A 19,341-nucleotide genomic window follows, 5' to 3' on the forward strand; every position below is an offset into this window, starting at 1 on the left:
CCATGGCCCAGGGATATGTGAAGGCGGCCGACCTTCCGCAGGTCATTCCGGTCTTTCCCCTGCCCGGGGCCATTATCCTGCCCCGGGGCCAGCTGCCGCTGAACATCTTCGAGCCGCGCTATCTGAACATGATCGACGATGCGATGGCGGGTGACCGCATCATCGGCATGGTCCAGTCGACCGGTGGCGACCCGACCCAGCCGACGCTGTCGCCGGTGGGATGTGCCGGGCGGATCACCAGCTTCGCCGAGACGTCCGACGGGCGGTATCTGATCACCCTGACCGGGGTTTGCCGGTTCCGGCTGGCAGCAGAGATGCCCGGACCCTCGCCCTATCGCCAGGCGCGGGCCGACTTTGCGCCCTTCGAGCTGGACCTCACGACACCGCAAGCCGATGCGCCGTTCGAGCGGGAAGGCTTCATGGAGGCGTTGAGGGTCTATCTGGAGAGCCGGGGGCTGGAGATCGACTGGGACACCGCTCGCAGCGCACCGTCCGAGGCCCTGATCAACAGCCTGTCGATGGCCCTGCCTTTCGATCCGGCAGAGAAACAGGCGCTGCTGGAAGCCCGGACCCTGACCGACCGGGCCGAGGCGCTGACCGCCCTGCTGCGCATCGACGCTGCCGAGCGCGGCGATGGCGACACGCCGCCATCGATGCAGTAGGCGGCTAACAGTGCTAGTGAGCCAGGATGTGAGCGCGGGACGGTGTCGATGCCATGTTCTGGCCCGCCCCAGGCTCGCCGACCCCGTTTACCCTTTCGCGTCTGGACACCTGACTTGAGCGACACCTTCAACACCCCCGTTTCGGTCGATCCGCGCCTGTTGGAGGTGCTGGTCTGCCCGGTCACGCGCGGCAAGCTGACGCTGGACCGCAAGACCGGTGAGCTGGTGTCCAAGGGGGCCAAGCTGGCCTACCCCATTCGCGAGGGCGTTCCGATCATGCTGCCCGAAGAGGCGCGGACGCTGGATTGAGCCCCTGTCGCCTCCTGTCCCGCAGCGCTGGGGAGGAGACGGTTATAGGGCCTCGCCTCTGAGCAACCTCGGCAGGTCGCCGCTGGCACCGCCTGCCTCCTGCATGAAGGCGCGGCGAAGGGCCGGCACGCGATTGACCACCGCCATGCCCAGATCGCGAGCCAGTCTCACAGGTGGGATATCGCTGGAGAACAGCCGGACGAAACCGTCGAAGCCCGCCGCCAGCACCGTATTGTCGAACCGGCGCCACCGGGCATAGCGATCCAGAACGATCTCCGATCCGATGTCTTCGCCCAGGCGAACGGCATCGGTCAGGACCTCTGTCAGGGCGGCGACATCCTTCAGGCCCATGTTCAGTCCCTGGCCAGCGACCGGATGGACGGCATGGGCCGCATCGCCGATCAGGGCGATGCGCGGGGCGGTCATCCGCTCTGCCAGGCTGAGTGACAGCGGATAGACGAAGCGGGGTCCTTGAACCGTGACATCCTCGAGGAAGTCGCCGAACCGCCGCATCAGATGGGCGTGAAAGGCCGCGTCCGAGGCGTCGCGCAGCGCTTCGCCCCGGCGGGTGGTCTCGGTCCAGACCAGGCTGGCACGCTGTTCGGTCAGAGGCAGGATGGCGAACGGCCCGCCCGGCAGGAAATGTTCGTGCGCCACATTGCCGTGGTCGCGACCCAGGCCGACGGTGGCGACCACGCCGCTCTGGCCATAGGACCAGCCCAGGGTTTCGATCCCGGCGGCGGCGCGCACCCGTGACCCCCGACCCTCGGCTCCCACGACCAGCGGGGCTGTCAGCTGTGTGCCATCGGACAGGGTGACCGTCGCGCGGCCGGCACCGACGGCGACATCGACCGCAGTGGCCGGTGCGCGAATCTCTATGCCGACCTCCGACAGCTTCTGAGCCAAGGCCACGCGGATACGGCGGTTCTCGACCATATAGCCCAGCGGCTCTCCGCCCGTGCGTTCGCCGATTTCATCGGCATCGAACCTCAGCCAGGCGGAATGAGGGGGCGGGGTCGCGGCACCGGGCCTGCGCCCATCGGTGACCAGGATCCGGTCCATCCGGCAGGCATGGGGCCGCAGGGCCTCGCCCAGGCCCAGGGCATCCAGCATCCGGAAGGTGGAAAAGGCGATGGCCGTCGAACGGCCGTCGAACGTCGGGGCCAGCTGGACGTCGAACGGCTGGGGGTCGATCAACACGACCCTGAGCCCGCCCTGGGCCGCCGCCAGGGCCAGGGCCCCGCCCGTCAGGCCGGCACCGACGATGATGACGTCATAGGAGGGAGAAGCGCTCGCGATCATGCCCGCTTGTCGCGCCGTCGCCGCCCGGCGTCCAGAGGCGGCGCGGTCGCAGTTCTCGCCAGCTTCAGCCGAAGGCGCGCCGGACCCCGTCCACCCCGACGATCCCGCAGGCCCCGCTGCCGATCAAGGCCTCGGCATTGTCGGCGTCGATCCCGCCCAGGGCATAGACCGGCAGGCGAGCGGCACCGACCCCATCGGCAAAGCCTTCCACCGTCAGCGGGGCCTTGTCGGCGGACAATCCACCGGCCTGAAACACAGGCGACAGGATCAGGGCATCCAGCCCTTGGGCCCCGGACAGCCCGTCCCGCCCATGCACGGCCCCGGTCAGCAGCCAGTCGGGACGGGTCACGCGCAGCAGGGCGGCCAGACCCAGATCGCGTTCCGGCAGATGGACTCCGTCGGCGGCCACCGCCTCGGCCAGGCGGGCATCCTGACCGATCAGCAGTCGCACACCGGAGGCCGTCGTCACACGCCGCAGACGCTCGGCAACCGCCTGGCGATCCCCAGCGCCGAAGTGGCGATAGACGATCCCGGCACCGGGCGGCAGGGCAGCGGCCGTGATCCAGGGCTCGGGCGTGCGCTGCGGATCGGTCAGGAACAGCAGCGGCGGCAGGCGACCGGCGGGCGGGCTGACAGCCGCAGCGGCGCGGTTTAGAGCCTGGGCGGTCCGCCAAAGGCGGTCGGCGTCGGGAGACATCGTCATGACCTCTTCATCCCCCGTCCCTGCGACCGCGTCCATGGTTGATCGGCTGGCCGCGATCGACGCTCGCATCACCGCTGCCTGTCAGGCTTGCGGCCGGGACCGCGCCAAGGTTGTGCTGACCGCCGTATCCAAGACCCAGCCCCCCGAGGCGATCAATGCGGCCCTGGCGGCCGGGCTGAGGGTGTTCGGCGAGAACCGGGTGCAGGAGGCGCAGGCGCGATGGCAGGAGCGCGACCGGAGCGGGCTGGAGCTGCGGCTGATCGGCGCGCTGCAGTCGAACAAGGCGGACCAGGCCGTGGCCCTGTTCGACGTGATCGAGACCCTGGATCGCGAAAAACTGGCCGCCGCCCTGGCCGAGGCGGGTCGGCACCAGGGTCGCATTCCGCGGGTCCTGATCCAGGTGAATACCGGGGCCGAGCCCCAGAAGGCAGGCGTTCTGCCGGACCAGGCCGATGCCCTGATCGCGTCGGCGCGTGATCGCCACGGGCTGATCGTGGAGGGGCTGATGTGCATTCCGCCGGCCGATCAGGACCCCGCGACCCATTTCCAGCTTCTGGCGTCGATCGCGGCGAGCAACGGCCTCAGCGTGCTGTCGATGGGGATGAGCGGCGATTTCGAAGCGGCTATTTGCCATGGGGCGACCCATGTGCGGCTGGGCACGGCCCTTTTCGGGGAACGAAAACCGGCCTGAAGGCGATTCTGCGGTCAGGTTCGACCCTGAAATGCCACGCTGACCCTTGGCGTGGACACAAAGCCTCGCCATTGTCTGCTCATGCCCACGCCCAAGACCATATTGATCATCGACGACGACGACGACCTGCGCGAGGCGCTGGGGGAGCAACTGGCCCTGCACGAAGAGTTTCGCCAGATTCAGGCCTCCAATGCCACCGACGGCGTGCGTCTGGGCCGCGAGAGCCGGGCTGACCTGATCCTGCTGGACGTCGACCTGCCCGACATGGACGGGCGCGAGGCCTGCCGCCTGATGCGCAAGGCCGGGGTCTCGACGCCGATCATCATGCTGACCGCTCAGGACGGGGATTCTGACACCATCCTGGGACTGGATGCGGGGGCCAACGACTATATCACCAAGCCCTTCCGCTTCGCCGTGCTGCTGGCCCGCATCCGGGCGCATCTGCGCAGCCACGAACAGTCCGAGGACGCGGTCTTCCGCATCGGTCCCTATGAGTTTCGCCCGGCCTCCAAGATGCTGATGGACGACAAGGCCAAGAAGATCCGGCTGACCGAGAAAGAGACCAACATCCTGAAATACCTCTATCGCGCCGGGGCCAAGGCCGTGTCGCGCGAGGAGCTGCTGGCAGAGGTCTGGGGCTATAACGCCGGGGTCACGACCCACACCCTGGAAACCCACATCTATCGCCTGCGCCAGAAGATCGAGCCCGAGCCCGGTGCGGCGCGGATCCTGGTCACCGACGCAGGCGGCTACAGGCTTCAGCCGTAGGCGCCGCTAGCCCGGTCGCCACTCGCTGAGGATGACCCCTGCGGCGTCCTCGAAGGCGACGCGGTCCAACTGGACCGCGGCGACACAGACCGGCCGCGTGTCGATCCCGCCCGAACGACAGTGAAAGGCCTGGCCGTCCGGATAGCCGACGACACGCCCTTCCAGTCGCACACGCCATCCGGCAGGCGGCGGGATCAGAATGGCCTCTCCTTCCGCCCGGACCGTGTGCAGATAGGGTCGGCCGTTCCGCCGGCCCAGCCGCGAATCCTCGGCGCCGAAAACCACTGCCAGCCCGACAGAGGGCGGCTCGGGCAGCGAGGCTGGGCCCGCCACCGGCTCAGACCGGACCGGGCAGGAGTCCTGCGTGATCCAGGGCCGCTCGATCCAGACGCCGTCGATCGCTTCCCACGCCTCGGGCATGTCCCCAACCGGAGAAGCGGCTACCCAGTCCGCAGCGGTCAGGCTGAGGGTGATCGCGCGGCCGTCAGCGGCCCAGCGGGCCTCGGGCCGGCCCGGGCGTCCACTGGCCGGGGCCTCGGCGGGTAGGGGCCCGGAACAGCCGAACGGCAGGACGATCGAGAAACTGCGTCCAACAAGGGCATCGGGCCCGGCCGGGGTCGTCAGGCCGGCGGACTGGCGATCGGCGGCGCGGGCCTTGGCCTGGATGAAATCGAGGCGGCCCAGCGTGGGTGCCGTGAGGGTCGGAAGTGGGGCCGGGACGACCTGCGGGGCAGGCGGAGGGACGTTCTGCGCCTTCTCGGCGGGACGATCGCAGGCGTTCAGGGCCAAGATCGCACCAAGGGCCAAGGCAACGAAGGCGGGTCGGGCGTTCACGTTCCGGTCAACCATGGACCTAGCCTAGCATCGGCGGACTGGACTGGCGACCTCCATGGCCTCAATGGTTGACCTCAGAGGACAGGCAGGGTTTTCAGGGCCAATGAGTTTCGAACAGATTGCTGCCCTGGCGGTTCTGGTGACGGTGGTCGGGGTGCTGGTCCACGGCCGGGTCAGGGCCGATGTCGTCGCCCTCAGCGGCGCGGCGGCCCTGCTGCTGATGGGGGTTGTGAGACCGGTCGAGGTGCAGGGCGCCTTTGCCAGCCCCGCAGTCATCGCCCTGGCCGGTCTGTTCGTGATTGCCTATGCCATTGAACTGTCCGGCCTGCTGGGCCTGATCATTCGTCAGGCAACGGCGCTGGCGGCGCGAATCGGCGCCCGGGGAATCTGGATCGTGATCGGCCTTTGCGGGTCGGTCGGTGGATTCCTGAACAATACCCCCGTGGTGGTGCTGGCTGCGCCAGTCATCCGCGACGTCGCAACCTCTTTGAAGCTGTCGCCGAAGCGGTTCCTGATGCCGCTCAGCCACGTCACTGTTCTGGGCGGGCTGCTGACCCTGATCGGCACCTCGACCAATCTTCTGGTCAACGACATGGCGCGCAATGCGGGCCAGCCGGTCTTCGGCCTGTTCGAGATTACCCCCGTCGGGCTGGTGATCGCGTTTGCGGGCGCGGCCTGGCTTTATTTCGTGGGAGCACGGCAGCTGGGTCGCTCCGTCGCCCAGGACGAGGCCGAGGCGGCCCGTCTGGCCCAGCTGGAAGAAGATCGTCGCAAGGCCGAGGCGGAGGCCGAAGCCCGGCGGCTGGCGCGCAAGCGGCTGCGCCTGCCCTTCCGTCTGCCCCGGCTGGGCGAGGCCCGCACCCATGAGGACGGATCGGGCGATGCGCACCTGGGGGACGTGGCGCTGTTCGGGGCCGCAGACCGGCCGTTCGACCTGCGCCGCGCCCTGATTGCCCTGACCATCTTCCTGGCCGTCATCGCGGCGGCGGGCCTGGGTCTGGCCCCGATCGCGGCCTCGGCCTTTGCCGGGGCCGTGGCGCTGATCCTGCTGAAAGTCATCACGCCGGAAGAGGCCTATGCCGGTCTGAGGCCAGAGATCCTGCTGCTGATCGCCGGCATGGTCGTCATCGGCACGGCCATCGAGGTGACGGGCCTGGCGGCCACCGGGGCCGAGCGGCTGATCGACATCATCCGGCCCCTGGGCCCGCTGGGGGCTTTGTTCGTCCTTTATGGGGTGACCCTGTTCGCGACCGAGCTGCTGTCCAATGCGACGGTGGCGGTCCTGATCACGCCCATTGCCGTGGCCATCGCCGAGAGTTTCGGGGTCGATCCGCGCCCCTTCCTGGTCGGAGTGATGATGGCGGCCTCGGCGGCCTTTGCCACGCCCTTCGGCTATCAGACCAATGTGCTGGTCTTTCAGATGGGCAACTACAGCTACATGGATTTCGTGCGGGTGGGTGTGCCGCTGAACCTGGTGACCTGGGTGGCGGCCATGGTGGCGATCCCGATCTTCTTCCCGTTCTGAGCTAGAGATCCAGGTCGACCGTGATCGGGCAGTGATCACTGGGCTGGGTCCATTCGCGGACCATGTCGTGAATGGTCGCGCTGTGCGGGATAACGGCGGGGGTCAGGCCCGGCGACGTCCAGATATGGTCCAGCCGCAGACCCCGGTTGGATTTGCGGAAGTCCTGGGCGCGATAGCTCCACCAGCTGGCCAGTTTCTGAGGATCGGGGTGGGCGTCGCGGACCACATCGGCAAAGCCGCCGGTCGCCTGTAGCCGGGTCAGGGTCTCGACCTCGATCGGCGTGTGGCTGACCACCTTGGACATATACCGGTGGTTCCAGACGTCGTTTTCGCCGGGCGCGATATTGAAGTCTCCGGCCAGCAGCAGGGGAGCCGACCGATCCCGGCGCGCGACCTCTGCGGTCAGCCGCTCATAGAAGTCCATCTTGTGATCGAATTTGGCGTTCAGCGCCCGGTCGGGCAGGTCCCCGCCCGCTGGAATATAGAAGTTCTGGATCTCGATCCCTTCGACCATCACCCCGACGCAGCGGGCGTGGCGCTCGCGGCAGACCTCCAGCACGGGGGCTTCGGTGAACGGCTGGCGGCTGGCGATGGCCACGCCGTGCCACCCTTTCTGACCCCCGATCTTCAGATGGGGCAGGCCCATGGCCTGGAAGGCGGCGCGGGGAAACTGGTCCTCCAGGCATTTGATCTCCTGCAACAGCAGGACGTCGATCCGGGCCTGTTCCACGAAACGGGCAACCTGATCGATGCGCAGGCGGACAGAGTTGATGTTCCAGGTGGCGAGACGAAGCATGGCCTTCCTCTAGACGGCCTAGCTGCGGCGGAACACCCGCGAACCAACATAGCCCATCAGCCCGGCCAGAAGGACGCAGAGCACGCCATAGGTCCAGGGGCGGCGGTGGGCGAACTCATAGATGTCGCGTTCTATGCCGACTTTTTCGACCGTCAGCGTCAGGTTGGAAACCGAGACCGGCTGCCCTTCCTGAAACAGCCAGACCTCGGCGAAATACTGACCCGTCGGGGCCACGGCCGGCAGTTCGATCTCGGCCCGGAACAGGCCGCGGTCAACGAAGGAGACCCCGTCCGGATCGGTGTCGTAAAGGGCGGTCGCCTCCTTCAGACGGATCACGGCCCGGCGCCAGTCCAGATAGTCCTCGCCCAGGCGGCTGACTACGACATCGCGCACGCCGTAGCGGGTGACGGTGCGCCGTTCTTCCGGCGCGGCGATCCGCAGGTGATCGACCCCAACGCCCAGGCGGCGCAGCTCGCCGAAGTTGGCGATGTCCGACAGGGGCCGTGTCGAGGCGGTCATGTAGAAGCCGGGCGCGCCCTCGAAAAGGACCGGGCGGCTGTTCAACCAAATGCCGAAGGTGCGGGTCTTCTGGACCAGGCGGACGGGGGCCTCGGGGCCGCGCACCACCACGACTACGTCCGCCGGGGTGTCGCCCGGGTTGAACACTGCCCCGTACAGGACGATCGAGGCGCCGCTGAAGCTGGAATCGACCCGGACCCTCGCATCGGTCAGGGCGGCGGCGACGCGGACCTCGTCCTGGGTTCCGACCGAGCGCTCGGGTGGCGGGGCGCTGACAGCCGGGGGCGGCGGAGGAAGGGCCTGCATCATCCGTTCGCGATCCCGGGTGCGACCTCGAATGGATCGGAGGGCCGCACGAACAGCTCCAGCCCCATCTGGATGCCGACCAGCAGCACGATCATCCCCAGGGCTGCGCGCATTTCCTCGGCGCGGAACCGGCCCGATAGCCGCGCGCCATACTGGGCACCGACCACGCCTCCGACCAGCAGGAGGGTCGACAGGACGACGTCGACCGTCTGGTTCCGGCCGGCCTGAAGTACGGTGGTGATGGCGGTGGTGATGATGATCTGGAACAGGCTGGTCCCGACCACGGCCCCGGCCTTCATCCGCAGGATGTAGAGCATGGCCGGGATCAGGATGAAGCCGCCGCCCACGCCCATGATGGCCGACAGCACCCCGACGAAAGCCCCGAGCGCCAGGGGGGGAATGACGCTGATATAGAGACCAGAGCGCGGAAACCGCATCTTGAACGGCAGGCCGTACAGCCACAGCGGCCGGCGGCGGTCGCGGCGCGGCGCGGGACGGCCCTGTTTGCGATGCAGGATGGCGGTCAGGCTTTCCTTCAGCATCAGAGTGCCGATGGCACCCAGAAACACGAGATAGGAGACCGCCACCACCAGATCGGCCTGACCCAGCAGGCGCAGATATCGGAACAGCTCCACCCCCGCCAGGGCACCGACCGCCCCGCCCAGGGCCATGATGCCGCCCAGGCGGAAGTCCACCCCGCCCTGGCCGGAATAGCTGATCACGCCGGAGGTGGACGAGGCGACGACGTGGCTGGCCTGGCTGGCCACGGCCACGGTCGGCGGAATACCCATGAAGACCAGGATGGGGGCCATCAGAAAGCCGCCGCCGATCCCGAACAGGCCGGACACGAAGCCTACCACCGCACCCAGCAGAACCAGGGACGGCCAGTTCACCGAAACCTCGGCGATCGGCAGATAGAGATCCAAAGGACGCAGCCCTGGCTGGATACAAAGTCAAGGCGCCGGAGGGCACCCGAGGGGTCTAGCCCGATTACGCGCCCGGAACCATGCCTTGCACGCGATGGGATCTTTGATCAGGTCAGGCCAGGGGCTCGACCGTAAAGGCTTCGGCGGCGGCGCGGGCCGATCGTTGGGCCGCGGCGGGCGTCTGGGGCGTCAGCCGGGTCACGGCCTCCTGGGCATCGGGATCGCCGGACCGGGCCGCGATCAGATACCAGCGCAGGGCGTCGGTCCGGTTGATCGGAATGCCCTCGTCGCCGTTCTCATAGAGGCGGGCGACATTGTACTGACTGTCGATCAGGCCCAGGTTCGCCGCCTTCAGCAGCCAGGTCATGGCCTCGGCGCGATTGCGCGGACCGCCGACACCGTCGAACAGATACATGCCATAGGCGTGCATGCCCTTGGCGTCGCCGCTCTCGGCAGCGCGGCGCGCCCAGCGGCGGCTGGCCACGGCATCGGTCGGCACGCCGCTGTCGCCGGTCTGATACAGACCCGCCAGATGCAGCTGAGCCGGAACATGGCCCAGTTCGGCGGCACGCTCCAGATCAGCGAGACCGGCCGTGTTTCCGGCGTCCAGCTGTTCCAGCGCCTGGATGAACAGGCCTTCGGCTTCGCCGGCGGGCACGGCCTCTGCCGGGGCGATGGCCAGGGCGGCGATCGGCGTCGGTTGGGCGGAACCGGGCGCGGGCTCATCAAGGCCGGGGAAGGGCAGGCTCTGGCCGGTAAGCTCCGCATAGGCATAGGCCCCGCTGGTGAGGACGGCGGCGACCGCCGAGGCACCCAGCGCCTTGCGGACAGTGGAGCCTTCCTTGCGGGCCTGGCGGTCCAGCCGTTCCTGCAGCTTGGACTTTCCGCCCTTCTTCAGGCCGAAGCCGGAACGCGGGGCCTCTTCGGGGGCAGCAGGGGCCATGGCCGCACGGGCGGCGTCGATCGTCTGGCGCGTCGAGGAAGCGGCCCGTCCGGCGGTGGCGGCGGCGCGAAGGGTCCGCTCGTCCACGAAATCGGTCTCGGCGGCATAGTCGTCGATCCCCGCATCGAAGGGCTGGGAGTCGAAGGCGTCGGGCCGGGTTGCCGCCAGGGCATCGGAGACGTCCGCCCCGCCGAACCGGGTGCGGCTTCCGAAGGGCTGCGGCGTGGCGGGAGTCTCGGCCGGGTCGAATGCGGGCGGGACGGGTGCCGGATGGACGATCTGCGGCGGGGGGGCTGCGGCGGCGGCCGGGAAGGCCGTCGGGAAGGGAGCCGGCTCCTGCTCGATCGGGACCGGCGCCTCCAGGCCCATGCCGTCGTCGGACCAGCCATCGTCAAAGGACTCGCCGGGGAAGGCAGCCGCACGCCAGTCGGCCTGGGCCGGGGCGGCCGCAGGGTTGATCGGCGCAGCGGGCACGGCCAGCGGCCCGTCCAGGGGGGCGTCACGAACCGTCGCCGCTTCGGCGCGGCGTTCCAGGCTTTCCTTGGCCTCGGCCAGCAGGCGGGCCGTCCGTTCCTCGGATAGGCGCATCCGCTCGGCCAGTTCACCCGAGGCGCGGTCGTAGCGCTGCTCGATGCGCTCGGACCCTTCGGCCAATTTCTTGCCGATCTCGTCGAGGGCCTGGGCCGATTTGCGCTCGGACTGAGCAATCCGGTCGCTCAGCCGGTCGGAGATGCGGGTGATCTCACCGCCCAGTTTCTCGATCGCCAGCGCGTGGCGGTCGTCGGCCGATATCAACCGTTGATCCAGGCCTTGGGACAGGCGGCCGATCTCGCGATCAATCTTGCCGGCGAGTTCGCCCGACAGCTGGGCCATCCGGGTCGCGCCATCGGCCTCGACCGTCTTCATCCGGCCGTTCAGGTTCTGGGCGATCCGCAAGACTTCGCGGCCCATGGCCTCGACCGCCTGGGCACCTCGCCTTTCGGAGGCCTTGATCTGATCGCCGATGGACAGGACGGCGCGTTCGATCCGGTCGATGCGCCCCTCGGTCTCGGCCGTATCCAGCCGCCGCATCATCTCGGTGCGGTTGGCGTCGACCTGACGGGCCAGGGTCTCTGCCAGCTTCTCGAACCGGGCGGCCTCGCGGGCACCCTCAGGCTCGACCCGGCCCTCGGTCGCGCGCAGCCGCTGGTCCAGACCAGCGAAGGAGCGTTCCAGACTGCGAAGGGCTTCGGTCGTCTGAGCCTGGGCCGAATCCAGGCGAGCGCCGACGTGGGACAGAACCTCGGCGGACAGGCCGGGGGCGGGCTGAGCCTTGGCGACGGCCTCGACCGCGTCCATCCGCTGGCGCAGTTCGTTCACGCCCGCCCGCTGGCGTTCTTCGATATCGTAGAGGCGGCTGGCCAGGGCCCCCAGGGTCGTCTCGACCTTGCCGAAGGATTCGGCCGTCGCAGGACCGGTTTCCTGTTCGAAGCGGCGGAGGCGGCGATGGCCCTCCTTCAGCTCGTCGGACAGGGTCTCGATCCGGCGCAGCACGACGGAGTCCTGCTTCTCCTGTCCGTCCAAGCGGCGCACCAGGCCGTTGACGGCCTGATCGACGCCCTGGATGGCGATGGTCGAGCGGCGCTCGGCAGCCTCCAGCCGGCCAGCGATGGCGTCCACCGAGGCGGCCAGGCGCTGCCACAGTTCCTGATCGTCGCCGTAAGCGTCATCCAGCCGCCGCGAGCGACCGCGGCGTTCATGGGTTTCGGCGGCATGCGAGCGACGCGGCAGGGGAATGACCCCGTCATCGTCGTCTTCAAGGATCATGGAATTCAGCCAGTCGCCCAGCGTCATGCCCGAACGACGGGCGAGGTCCTTGGCGATCTCGCGAGCCTTGGGGTCTATCCCCTTCACGCTCCACGGCGCGGCTGCGCTCACTGATTCGCCTCCCGACCTTTCGCTGGACGTTACCTGATCCAGATCAAGCGTGTAAACGCGCCCTTAACCGCAATATCTTGCGGCCCGGCCAAGTTCCTGTGGACACCGTGTCGCGATGCCGGATTTGTCGCCCAAACGTGGTTAACGCGCGGTGAAGATTAACCTGTCGGCAAGGGTTGGCCGCTTGCCAAACCGGATGCGCGGGACCACCTGCGCCGCATGACCCTGCCCGTCACGCTCAGCCTGTTCGTTCTTGCCGTCGGGGTGACCCTGTTTGCGGGTTGGCGCGGGGCACGTCCGCCGGACCTGCGGCGAGGGCCCCGGCTGATGCCCTGGCGGTTCATCATGATGATGTCGGCCGCCCTGGCCTTTCTGTTCCTGATCCATCTGGGCACCCTGGCGGGTGCGCCGGTCAGGACCTCCTGAAGCCGGTCAGCGCGCGCCGAGGTCGCCGGTCTTTGTCAACTGACCCGCAAACTCGTCCGCATAGGCCGGCACAAGCAGGGCGTGGAAGACCGCGTGCGGAATGGCGATCTCATAGGATCCCTCCGCATAGGGTCCGACCTGATAGGGCCCGATCAGAAAGACCAGTCCCCCCGCCTTTCCACCGACCGTGCCCGGTGCGAGCACAAAGGGCGTATCGGCCGCGCGCGGGCAGGTGAAGTCTCCGCCGCCGTTCAGGCTGATGCTGCGGGCATCGGGCACACGGACGCGGCGGGCCGCATTGACGGCGGTGCACAGGGCTTGGTCCAGCGGCGTCAGATCGGCCCCCTTGCGGAACAGATCGCCAGCCCCGATCAGGCGCTTCAGCGCCTTGTCCCACAGGATGCCGGTGGCCAGGGTGTTGGGGTGGGCCCCGCCGGAATAGTCAAAATCGACCCGCTGGAGGCTGAACAGCTTGCCGGTTTCGCCCGCCGCCGCGAAGGTGACGGTCTTCTCATAGGCGGGCAGGCCCTCGTCACCGCCCGCCTCGGTTCGGTCCGCCTGAGCCCCCTCCGCAAACTGGCGCAGCTTGCTGACCTCCTCGCCGTAGAGGCGGGCATGCAGGTCCGGATAGGGCTTGATCGCTTCGGGCAGGGTCAGTTTGACCGAGGCATAGGGCGTGGCGTTGGCAAAGGTCAGCGGCGCGGCGGCGTCGGCCGGGGTGATCTTGGCATCCGGCGTGCCGGGGGCGGACACGGCGGGACGTTCGGCCTTCTCTGCCTCACGATTACAGGCCGACAGGGCCAGGACAGCGGCGGCGGAGATCATCAAGGCGCGGGCGATGCGGGTCATGGGCCTATGTTAGAGCGCTACAACGCTTCGCGCTACTTGAGCCAAGCTCCAATCCAAAGTCACATCTGTTCCGTCATTCCGGGGCGCTCGCAGAGCGAACCCGGAACCCAGGTGGAGCGCTCGAACGCCAGGCGCATCTTCAGCGGCCTGCGTCAGACCCCCGGGTTCCGGGTTCTTGGCTGAGCCAAGCCCCGGAATGGCGGTGACAGAGAAGCCCGGATGCGAAAGGGGCTGAATGTCGACACCGGCCTAGCCCAAGGCCCCCAGGGCAATGGCCGCCAGCAGGATCAGCCCCGCTTCCCGGTTCGATTTGAACAGTGTCAGCGCCAGGGCGGGATCATCGGTCCGCAACCGGACTGTCTGGCGGATCAGATGGCCGGCATAGAGAGCCAGTCCCAGCCAGAAGATGGGCCCCAGACCCGCCATCAGCCCGGCCCCGCCCGCGAACATGATCGCCAGGACATAGAAGCCGAGGACGCCGGACCGGACCTGCGGTCCCAGTCGCCGGGCCGAGGACTTCACCCCGACCATGGCATCGTCCTCTATATCCTGCAGCGCATAGATGGTGTCGTAGCCCAGGGTCCAGAACACGCCGCCCAGGTAGAGGAACAGGGCCGGGACATAGGCCTGCCAGGCCATGACGAGCACGAACTCCTCGTGTGCCGCATCACCTTGCGACCACCAGAAGGGGCGCAGTTCCCCCGCCATGTCGGGCGGCAGCAGGACCGACGCGGCCAGCGGCAGGGCGGCTGCGAACCCCATCAGCGCGCCCCAGTTGAAGGTCAGGCCCAGCCACGCCTGGGGCCACCAGGTGATCCGCTTCATGAAGGGATAGGCCGCTACCAGCGCCAGCGACCCGACGCCCAGCAGGATCGCCGTCAGATTCAGGGTCAGCAGGATGGCCAGTCCCCCCAGCGAACATCCGATGACGAAGGCCCACGCCTGTTTCACCGAGATCAGGCCCGCCGGAATGGGCCGAAGCGCCGTGCGGGCCACCCGGGCATCAATGTCCCGATCGACGATGTCGTTGAAGGCACAGCCCGCCGCCCGCATCAGGCAGGCACCCAGGCCGAAGCCCACGAACAGCCAGGCGGCATAGAGGTCCGGCCGGGCTCCATACTGGGCCAGGGCCAGGGCAATGCCCTGCCAGCCGGGCAGCAGCAGCAGCCAGATCCCTATCGGCCGATCAAACCGCCCCAGCTTCAGCCAGGGCTTGAGCCCGGCGGGGGCGTGGCGGTCGACCCAGTTCGATCCGGCGTCGGGAAGGGGGGAATGCGACATCAAACGTCCTCAGCTCAGCCGATCGGCCTTGCGCAGCCCCGGAAAGAGCTTGGCCCAGATGCCGGTCGCGGCCAGGGCCCCGGCTCCGCCGAACACCGCCGCCCCGATGGGGCCCAGGAACCGCACCGCCACCCCGGAATAGGCCTCGCCCAGCTCATTGGAGGCCCCGATGAACAGCATGGAGACCGAACTGACCCGGCCCCGCATGTGGTCGGGTGTCGACAGCTGGATCAGGCTCTGGCGGATGTTGACGCTGATCATGTCGGCCGCGCCACCGATGAACAGGGCCAGGGCGCTGATCCAGACGATTTTCGACAGGCCGAAGATGATGGTGCAGAGGCCAAAGGCGGCGACGGCCGATAGCATCCACACCCCTGCGCGTCGCACGATCGGGAACCGCGCCAGATACAGCGCCATCCCGAAGGCTCCGATGCCGAAGGCGGCCCGCAGCAGGCCGAACCCCTGCGGCCCGACATGCAGGATGTCGCGCGCAAAGATAGGTGTCAGCAGGGCCACCCCGGCGAACAGGACCACGATCAGGTCCAGCGAGATGGCCCCGGCCACGATCTTGTTGGTCCAGACATAGCTCAGCCCCTCCTTGACGGCGGCCCAGCGGCCGATGTCGCTTTCCAGTCGGGGGGGCCGCCCGCTGGTGCGGATCAGCAGAAAGGCCGACAGGGCGGTCAGGAAAAGCACCAGGGCCGTGGCATAGGCCAGGGGGATAGACAGGCCGACGATCACCCCGCCCAGGGCCGGCCCGGCCACGGCCCCGGTCTGAAAGGCGATCGACTGGGCCGCAATGGCGCGGGGCAGGGCGGCACGGCCCACGACCATGGGCAGGAAGGCCTGGCTGGCCGGGGCCAGAAAGGCCCGGCAGGCCCCAAACAGGACGGCGACCGCCAGAAGGCCCCACAGAGGGGGATTGCCGTGGATCGCCATCGCCAGAAAGGCCAGGGCGCAAAGCCCTTCTACCGCGATGGAGGCGGCGACCGTCCATTTGCGGTCCCGGCGGTCGGCCATTTCGCCCGCCGGCAGCGTCAGGGCCAGCAGGGGGATAAACTGGGCCAGGCCGACCAGGCCCAGGTACAGGCTGGCCTCGGCGATCGGATGATCGCGCCGCGCAATCTCATAGACCTGCCACAACAGAGCCGAGGACTGAATCTGAATGGCCAGGACCGCCACGACGCGGCCCAGCCACAACAGGCGGAAATCACGCACCGCCCAGGGATTGGTGCCGTGCGCGGACCGTGCGGCCTCGGACACGGCGGGGGTGATCGGCTCGGGCGCTTCAGGTGCGTCGGTCATGTTTCGGGTAGGGGGTTCCGTCGCGGTGGAAATAGCCGTCCGGACGGAAGACCATGTCGATATCGGGATAGTCGCCTGAATCGCCGCCCGGTGTCCGGGTTCCGACCTCCAGCAGGACGGCCTCGCCCTGCGACCGGTTCTCGATCTTGTGGCCGTTGGCGACCCCGGCCCTGAACCCGGCACAGTCGCCCGCCCGAAGCACGGTCTCGCCGTCGTCTTCGATCAGCACGACCTCGCCCGACACCACCCAGACGAACTCGTCCTCGTTTTCATGCCAGTGGCGCTGGCTGGACCAGGCCCCGGCCGGCAGACGCAGCAGGTTGACGCCGAACTGGCTCAGCCCGGCGGCGTCCCCCAGCCGCCAACGCCGCCGCGCCAGGCAGGGTCCAGCGTAGGCATCGGGATAGGTCGTTCCGTGGCCGGTGGGTGCGGCATCGATGTCGATCCTGGGCATGGCTCCGGGCCTTCTCGGGAGGGTGCGATCCTCCTAAAGCATAGGTCCATGAGCGCTGCACCTCCCCTTGTCGTCGATCCCGCCGAACTGACCCGCGATCTGATCCGCAGGCCGTCCGTCACCCCGGCCGATGCCGGGGCCATGGATACCCTGCAGCGGATCCTGACAGACCTGGGCTTCACCTGCCGCCGGATGGCCTTCGAGGGGCCCGGCGGTCAGGGAGCCGAGGTGCGGATCGAGAACCTTTACGCGCGGCGGGGGACCGCCTCGCCCAATCTGTGCTTCGCCGGTCATACGGATGTGGTCCCGACCGGCGCGGCCGAGGCCTGGTCCGCCGACCCGTTCGAGGCCGAGATCCGGGACGGCATCCTGTTCGGGCGCGGGGCGGTGGACATGAAGGGCGGGATCGCCGCCTGGGTCGCCGCCGTCTCGCAGATTCTGGCGCAGGGCGAGCCTGAGGGTTCCCTCTCCTTCCTGATCACCGGCGACGAGGAGGGCCCGGCTCTGCACGGCACCAAGCGGGTGGTCGAGACCCTGATGGCCGAGGGCGAGGTCATCGACGCCTGCGTGGTCGGCGAGCCCTCGTCCCAGTCCCGGCTGGGAGACATGATCAAGATCGGCCGCCGCGGCTCTTTGAACACCTGGATCACCGTTCACGGCAAACAGGGACACGTCGCCTATCCGCAGCGGGCGGCGAATCCGGCCCCGGTGCTGGTGCGGCTGCTGGCCCGGCTGGACGCCCACGCGCTGGACAGCGGCTATGAAGCCTTCCAGCCGTCGAACCTGGAAATCACCACCATCGACATCGGCAATCCCGCGACGAACGTCATTCCGGCCGAGGCCCGGGCGCGGCTGAACATCCGCTTCAATCCGTCCCACACCGGTGACGACCTGATCGCCTGGCTGAATGGGGTGGCCGGCGAAGTCCAGGCCGAAACGGGATTGCAGATCAGTCTGGAGCACCTGTGCTCGGGCAATGCCTTTCTGACGCTGCAAGGCGACTTCGTCACGGCGGTTCAGGATGCGGTCGAGGCCGAGCTGGGCATCAGGCCCGAGGCTTCGACCACAGGGGGGACATCGGACGCCCGCTTCATCCGCGCCCTTTGCCCCGTGCTGGAACTGGGTCTGGTCGGACAGACCATGCATCAGATCGACGAGCGCGTGCCGGTCGCCGAACTTCACGCCCTGACGGCCGTCTATCGCCGCGTGATCGAGCGGGTGCTGGGGGCGGCGGGTCGCTAGAGCGAAATCGGTTGAGTTGGACGCAGTCCAACTCGGCTCAGATTTCGCTCCAGCTTCATCCTGGAGCCTGATTCACGGCATCGGCGGAATCGCGAAACGATTCCACCTCTACCGATCAGGCTCTAGGGTCTCACGCAGCGGGCGGGGGGCCTGACTCCCCCACGATACGGGCATAGCGATCGGCAAAATCCTCGGCCAGGTCCGCCACGGTGACCTCCTTGAACCGCGCGAGCAGGCGCTGTTCGGCCTCGGTCAGGGCCTGGTCCAGTGCGGCATTGACGGCCTGTTCGACCAGGCAGCGCGGGTCGTCGTTGGCCAGACCGATGGCGAAGATGGTGGGGCTGCCCAGCGCCTGGTGAATATCAAAGAGGGATATCTGACCAAGCGGCCGACCCAAGCGCCAGCCGCCGCCGTGGCCCTTATCCGAAGTCAGGTATCCGGCCGATCTCAGACCCGCCATGGTCCGGCGTATCACGACCGGATGGGCTCCCAGCATCTGGGCAATGGTTTCGGAGGTCACGGGTCCGTCGCTCTGATCCATGTGGATCAACACGTGCAGCATCCGGGACAGGCGTTGATCGGCGGGCATGGCCGAAGGTCTAGCGCGAAACTCATGTAACGTCATGGGTTGCGTGAACGCCCATTCGCGCTATTTTACGCAACTTATAAAGATGCGTGAGATAGCCATGACCTATGATGCCATTGTCGTTGGAGGGAGTTTCGCCGGGTTGTCTGCCGCCATGCAGCTGGCGCGAGCCCGGCGATCGGTGCTGCTGGTCGACGCCGGTCAGCCCCGAAATCGCTACGCAGCGGCGGCGCACGGCTTTCTGGGCCAAGACGGGGTTGCGCCGGCGCGGATCATGCGCCTTGGGCTGGAGCAATTGTCCGCCTATCCTACCGTCTTCTTCTTCCACGGAGAGGCCAGGGCCGCGATGGCTCTCGAAGAGGGCTATCAGCTTGAGCTCTCGGACGGCAGGGAGGTTCTGGGGCGACGTGTCATCCTGGCGACCGGCGTCACGGACGAACTCCTGCTGCCCTCGATGAAGGCGCGGTGGGGCGTTAGTGTCCTGCACTGTCCCTATTGCCATGGCTATGAGGTTAGGGACCGGCCGCTGGCGGTCATCGCGAGCCTGCCAGGCTCCTTGCATCAGGCGCTTCTGCTGCCGGACTGGGGCCCGACCACACTGTTTACCCAGGGACTGTTCGAACCGACGGACGAGGAGGCCGCTCAGCTTGCGGCGCGCGGGGTGCAGATCGAAAGGACGCCCGTCGTTGAGCTGCTGGGCCAGGGTGCGGCAACAGAGGCGTTGCGTCTGGCCGACGGTCGCGAAGTCGCGGCCCATGCGGTGTTCACCGCCCCCAAGACCCGGCCAGCCAGTCCCCTGGCGGCTGACCTCGGCTGCTCCTTCACCGAAGGCATGACGGGCCCGCACATCCAGGTCGATCCCATGCAGCAGACCAGTGTGCCAGGCGTGTTCGCGGCCGGCGACGCGGCGTTCCAGATGCACAATGCGACGATGGCGTCAGCAGCAGGGGTCCTTGCCGGCGTCGCAGCCCACAGGTCGCTGGTGATGGCCTAGGCC

At 68.1% G+C, this 19,341-nt stretch carries 20 protein-coding genes; 8 read left to right on the top strand and 12 right to left on the bottom strand.

Annotated features, from left to right (window positions below; all coding sequences use genetic code 11):
• Positions 1–2: 2 nt before the first annotated feature.
• Both JIP62_RS09720 and JIP62_RS09725 read left to right on the top strand, forming a co-directional pair.
• Positions 3–662 (top strand): LON peptidase substrate-binding domain-containing protein, encoded by a 660-nt coding sequence (locus JIP62_RS09720; protein WP_201101993.1) that lies wholly within the window; start codon positions 3–5, stop codon positions 660–662.
• A 114-nt stretch (positions 663–776) separates the two neighbouring features.
• Entirely contained in the window at positions 777–971 is a 195-nt protein-coding gene (locus JIP62_RS09725; RefSeq protein ID WP_230974719.1) for a Trm112 family protein, read from the top strand.
• 42 nt (positions 972–1,013) lie between these two features.
• Here JIP62_RS09725 and JIP62_RS09730 read toward each other — a convergent pair whose 3' ends face one another.
• Together JIP62_RS09730 and JIP62_RS09735 are read right to left on the bottom strand one after the other, a co-directional pair.
• Positions 1,014–2,273: a UbiH/UbiF/VisC/COQ6 family ubiquinone biosynthesis hydroxylase gene (locus JIP62_RS09730; RefSeq protein WP_201101995.1), complete on the bottom strand. Its 1,260-nt coding sequence runs from the start codon at positions 2,271–2,273 to the stop codon at positions 1,014–1,016.
• Between the two features lie 64 nt (positions 2,274–2,337).
• Positions 2,338–2,976 carry a thiamine phosphate synthase gene (locus JIP62_RS09735; RefSeq protein WP_201101996.1) on the bottom strand — a complete coding sequence of 213 codons (639 nt, stop codon included), beginning with the start codon at positions 2,974–2,976 and terminating at the stop codon, positions 2,338–2,340.
• Between JIP62_RS09735 and JIP62_RS09740 the strand changes: the two genes are divergently transcribed.
• Positions 2,975–3,667 carry a YggS family pyridoxal phosphate-dependent enzyme gene (locus JIP62_RS09740; RefSeq protein ID WP_201101997.1) on the top strand — a complete coding sequence of 231 codons (693 nt, stop codon included), beginning with the start codon at positions 2,975–2,977 and terminating at the stop codon, positions 3,665–3,667. The two genes, JIP62_RS09735 and JIP62_RS09740, sit on opposite strands and share 2 nt — an antisense overlap.
• Positions 3,668–3,748: 81 nt before the next feature.
• Positions 3,749–4,435, top strand: a complete 687-nt coding sequence (locus JIP62_RS09745; RefSeq protein ID WP_201101998.1) for a response regulator transcription factor — start codon at positions 3,749–3,751, stop codon at positions 4,433–4,435.
• A 6-nt stretch (positions 4,436–4,441) separates the two neighbouring features.
• Here the strand turns inward: JIP62_RS09745 and JIP62_RS09750 are convergent, their stop codons facing one another.
• Positions 4,442–5,284 carry a hypothetical protein gene (locus tag JIP62_RS09750; RefSeq protein ID WP_201101999.1) on the bottom strand — a complete coding sequence of 281 codons (843 nt, stop codon included), beginning with the start codon at positions 5,282–5,284 and terminating at the stop codon, positions 4,442–4,444.
• Between the two features lie 88 nt (positions 5,285–5,372).
• Between JIP62_RS09750 and JIP62_RS09755 the strand changes: the two genes are divergently transcribed.
• Positions 5,373–6,794, top strand: a complete 1,422-nt coding sequence (locus JIP62_RS09755; protein WP_201102000.1) for an SLC13 family permease — start codon at positions 5,373–5,375, stop codon at positions 6,792–6,794.
• Between the two features lies 1 nt (position 6,795).
• On the opposite strand, the gene JIP62_RS09760 is transcribed toward JIP62_RS09755, so the two are convergent.
• From JIP62_RS09760 to JIP62_RS09775, 4 genes are all read right to left on the bottom strand, one after another.
• Positions 6,796–7,590: an exodeoxyribonuclease III gene (locus JIP62_RS09760; protein WP_201102001.1), complete on the bottom strand. Its 795-nt coding sequence runs from the start codon at positions 7,588–7,590 to the stop codon at positions 6,796–6,798.
• Positions 7,591–7,608: 18 nt separating this feature from the next.
• On the bottom strand, positions 7,609–8,418 hold the full coding sequence (locus JIP62_RS09765) for a TIGR02186 family protein (protein WP_201102002.1): 810 nt from the start codon (positions 8,416–8,418) through the stop codon (positions 7,609–7,611).
• Entirely contained in the window at positions 8,415–9,341 is a 927-nt protein-coding gene (locus tag JIP62_RS09770; protein ID WP_201102003.1) for a sulfite exporter TauE/SafE family protein, read from the bottom strand. The genes JIP62_RS09765 and JIP62_RS09770 overlap by 4 nt, the downstream gene beginning before the upstream one ends.
• 112 nt (positions 9,342–9,453) lie before the next feature.
• Positions 9,454–12,201: a hypothetical protein gene (locus tag JIP62_RS09775; protein WP_230974720.1), complete on the bottom strand. Its 2,748-nt coding sequence runs from the start codon at positions 12,199–12,201 to the stop codon at positions 9,454–9,456.
• A gap of 219 nt (positions 12,202–12,420) precedes the next feature.
• Here JIP62_RS09775 and JIP62_RS09780 point away from each other — a divergent pair, with 219 nt between their 5' ends.
• Positions 12,421–12,627 carry a hypothetical protein gene (locus tag JIP62_RS09780; protein ID WP_201102004.1) on the top strand — a complete coding sequence of 69 codons (207 nt, stop codon included), beginning with the start codon at positions 12,421–12,423 and terminating at the stop codon, positions 12,625–12,627.
• Positions 12,628–12,633: 6 nt separating this feature from the next.
• Here JIP62_RS09780 and JIP62_RS09785 read toward each other — a convergent pair whose 3' ends face one another.
• From JIP62_RS09785 to JIP62_RS09800, 4 genes are all read right to left on the bottom strand, one after another.
• The gene (locus JIP62_RS09785) at positions 12,634–13,476 is read right to left on the bottom strand and encodes a DUF3298 and DUF4163 domain-containing protein (protein ID WP_201102005.1); all 843 of its coding nucleotides are present in this window, start codon (positions 13,474–13,476) and stop codon (positions 12,634–12,636) included.
• Positions 13,477–13,725: 249 nt separating this feature from the next.
• On the bottom strand, positions 13,726–14,757 hold the full coding sequence (locus JIP62_RS09790) for a UbiA family prenyltransferase (RefSeq protein WP_201102006.1): 1,032 nt from the start codon (positions 14,755–14,757) through the stop codon (positions 13,726–13,728).
• 9 nt (positions 14,758–14,766) lie between these two features.
• Positions 14,767–16,062: an MFS transporter gene (locus tag JIP62_RS09795; RefSeq protein WP_201102007.1), complete on the bottom strand. Its 1,296-nt coding sequence runs from the start codon at positions 16,060–16,062 to the stop codon at positions 14,767–14,769.
• A complete protein-coding gene (locus tag JIP62_RS09800) occupies positions 16,046–16,516 on the bottom strand; it encodes a cupin domain-containing protein (protein WP_201102008.1) in 471 nt (156 codons plus the stop codon). The genes JIP62_RS09795 and JIP62_RS09800 overlap by 17 nt, the downstream gene beginning before the upstream one ends.
• Positions 16,517–16,564: 48 nt before the next feature.
• Between JIP62_RS09800 and dapE the strand changes: the two genes are divergently transcribed.
• Positions 16,565–17,758, top strand: a complete 1,194-nt coding sequence (gene dapE, locus JIP62_RS09805; protein ID WP_201102009.1) for a succinyl-diaminopimelate desuccinylase — start codon at positions 16,565–16,567, stop codon at positions 17,756–17,758.
• Between the two features lie 130 nt (positions 17,759–17,888).
• Here the strand turns inward: dapE and JIP62_RS09810 are convergent, their stop codons facing one another.
• Complete coding sequence (locus JIP62_RS09810; protein WP_201102010.1) at positions 17,889–18,347, bottom strand: Rrf2 family transcriptional regulator; 459 nt, start codon at positions 18,345–18,347, stop codon at positions 17,889–17,891.
• 82 nt (positions 18,348–18,429) lie between these two features.
• Here JIP62_RS09810 and JIP62_RS09815 point away from each other — a divergent pair, with 82 nt between their 5' ends.
• Entirely contained in the window at positions 18,430–19,338 is a 909-nt protein-coding gene (locus tag JIP62_RS09815) for an NAD(P)/FAD-dependent oxidoreductase (RefSeq protein WP_230974721.1), read from the top strand.
• Positions 19,339–19,341 lie beyond the last annotated feature (3 nt).

Source organism: Brevundimonas vitisensis (assembly GCF_016656965.1).
Lineage (GTDB): Bacteria > Pseudomonadota > Alphaproteobacteria > Caulobacterales > Caulobacteraceae > Brevundimonas > Brevundimonas vitisensis.

What these genes read in the sequence shown, in the direction of transcription:
- JIP62_RS09720 (WP_201101993.1), top strand. Translation starts at nt 3, where the DNA reads ATGGCCCAGGGATATGTGAAGGCGGCCGACCTTCCGCAGGTCATTCCG.
- JIP62_RS09730 (WP_201101995.1), bottom strand. Translation starts at nt 2,273, where the DNA reads ATGATCGCGAGCGCTTCTCCCTCCTATGACGTCATCATCGTCGGTGCC.
- JIP62_RS09740 (WP_201101997.1), top strand. Translation starts at nt 2,975, where the DNA reads ATGACCTCTTCATCCCCCGTCCCTGCGACCGCGTCCATGGTTGATCGG.
- JIP62_RS09735 (WP_201101996.1), bottom strand. Translation starts at nt 2,976, where the DNA reads ATGACGATGTCTCCCGACGCCGACCGCCTTTGGCGGACCGCCCAGGCT.
- JIP62_RS09745 (WP_201101998.1), top strand. Translation starts at nt 3,749, where the DNA reads ATGCCCACGCCCAAGACCATATTGATCATCGACGACGACGACGACCTG.
- JIP62_RS09750 (WP_201101999.1), bottom strand. Translation starts at nt 5,284, where the DNA reads ATGGTTGACCGGAACGTGAACGCCCGACCCGCCTTCGTTGCCTTGGCC.
- JIP62_RS09755 (WP_201102000.1), top strand. Translation starts at nt 5,373, where the DNA reads ATGAGTTTCGAACAGATTGCTGCCCTGGCGGTTCTGGTGACGGTGGTC.
- JIP62_RS09760 (WP_201102001.1), bottom strand. Translation starts at nt 7,590, where the DNA reads ATGCTTCGTCTCGCCACCTGGAACATCAACTCTGTCCGCCTGCGCATC.
- JIP62_RS09765 (WP_201102002.1), bottom strand. Translation starts at nt 8,418, where the DNA reads ATGATGCAGGCCCTTCCTCCGCCGCCCCCGGCTGTCAGCGCCCCGCCA.
- JIP62_RS09780 (WP_201102004.1), top strand. Translation starts at nt 12,421, where the DNA reads ATGACCCTGCCCGTCACGCTCAGCCTGTTCGTTCTTGCCGTCGGGGTG.
- JIP62_RS09785 (WP_201102005.1), bottom strand. Translation starts at nt 13,476, where the DNA reads ATGACCCGCATCGCCCGCGCCTTGATGATCTCCGCCGCCGCTGTCCTG.
- JIP62_RS09790 (WP_201102006.1), bottom strand. Translation starts at nt 14,757, where the DNA reads ATGTCGCATTCCCCCCTTCCCGACGCCGGATCGAACTGGGTCGACCGC.
- JIP62_RS09795 (WP_201102007.1), bottom strand. Translation starts at nt 16,062, where the DNA reads ATGACCGACGCACCTGAAGCGCCCGAGCCGATCACCCCCGCCGTGTCC.
- JIP62_RS09800 (WP_201102008.1), bottom strand. Translation starts at nt 16,516, where the DNA reads ATGCCCAGGATCGACATCGATGCCGCACCCACCGGCCACGGAACGACC.
- dapE (WP_201102009.1), top strand. Translation starts at nt 16,565, where the DNA reads ATGAGCGCTGCACCTCCCCTTGTCGTCGATCCCGCCGAACTGACCCGC.
- JIP62_RS09810 (WP_201102010.1), bottom strand. Translation starts at nt 18,347, where the DNA reads ATGCCCGCCGATCAACGCCTGTCCCGGATGCTGCACGTGTTGATCCAC.
- JIP62_RS09815 (WP_230974721.1), top strand. Translation starts at nt 18,430, where the DNA reads ATGCGTGAGATAGCCATGACCTATGATGCCATTGTCGTTGGAGGGAGT.